Source organism: Pseudomonas sp. K5002 (genome assembly GCF_013386655.1).
GTDB lineage: Bacteria > Pseudomonadota > Gammaproteobacteria > Pseudomonadales > Pseudomonadaceae > Aquipseudomonas.
Window position 1 is genome coordinate 1 of sequence record NZ_JACARK010000864.1, and the last position, 955, is coordinate 955.

2 protein-coding genes are annotated in these 955 nt (G+C 63.8%); one reads left to right on the forward strand and one right to left on the reverse strand.

Annotated features, from left to right (window positions below; translation table 11 throughout):
- Positions 1-588, reverse strand: a 588-nt coding sequence (locus HX846_RS30165; protein ID WP_178966778.1) for an AraC family ligand binding domain-containing protein, incomplete at its 3' end; no start/stop codon positions are given.
- Positions 589-687: 99 nt separating this feature from the next.
- Here HX846_RS30165 and HX846_RS30170 point away from each other — a divergent pair.
- Positions 688-955 (forward strand): MFS transporter (locus tag HX846_RS30170; RefSeq protein ID WP_178966779.1); only part of this gene is annotated, 268 nt, incomplete at its 3' end.

Sequence of the window (955 nt, forward strand, 5' to 3'; positions counted from 1 at the left end):
GGTTTCCCGCAGGAAGATCCGGCCGATGGGTTTGCCGCTGGCGGCCACCTGGCGTTGCAAGGCTTGCAGCTCCGGTGGCAGCGCGTCGAGGTTCTGCAATAACGGCGCCAGGCGTTTGTCCGTGGGCAGGGGCAGCAGCAGCGGTTGCTCGACTGCCTCGCGGATTTCACTCAGGCACAGCGCCAGCAAATGCGCGTATTTGCCCTGTTGCCAATCGGTGTCGAACGCCGCCATTGCCATGGGCTCCAGCACCGCCCGCAGCAGCGCACTCACCTCAATCACCCGCACTTGTGCCGGCAACTGCCCGGCCAATGCCGGGCTGACATACACCGAACGGTAATCCACGGTCTGTTGCATCACTGCCCGGTGCGGCACACCGCCGGGAATCCACGCTGCCCGAGTGGGCGGCAACAGGCACAGTTGGTTGGCCAGGGTAATGCGCGTGCAGCCCTGTTGGGTGAACAGCAATTGCCCGCGCTGATGCTGATGTACACCGGAGTCGTGATCACCCAGCAGGGCGGCGATGCCCACCACGGGCGCGTCGAAGCGGTCGGGATCGAAAGGTGTCTGCGCCGCCAGCCATGCCATGGGATGTCCGATTTCATTGATAAGGTGTCGAAGTCTGGATAATACGCCAGCTGCCGCTGTTTAGACTCCCTGGCCTGTTTACTCGTGAAGAGCGTCTGGATGATGTTGAAAAACTTGCTGGTGCTGGCGGTGGCGCTGCTGATGTTCCCGCAAATCGCACAAACCCTGTATAGCCCTGCGCTGGCGGATATCGGCCAGGCGTTTGCGGTAGGGCCCGAGGCGGCGGGGCAGACCTTGTCGGTGTACTTTCTGGCCTTCGCGTTCGGGGTCGTGGTGTGGGGACGCTTGTGTGACCGCTTCGGCCGGCGCCCGGTGATGCTGGCCGGGTTGGCCCTTTATGGCGCGGCCACAGCGCTGGCCTTGGGCG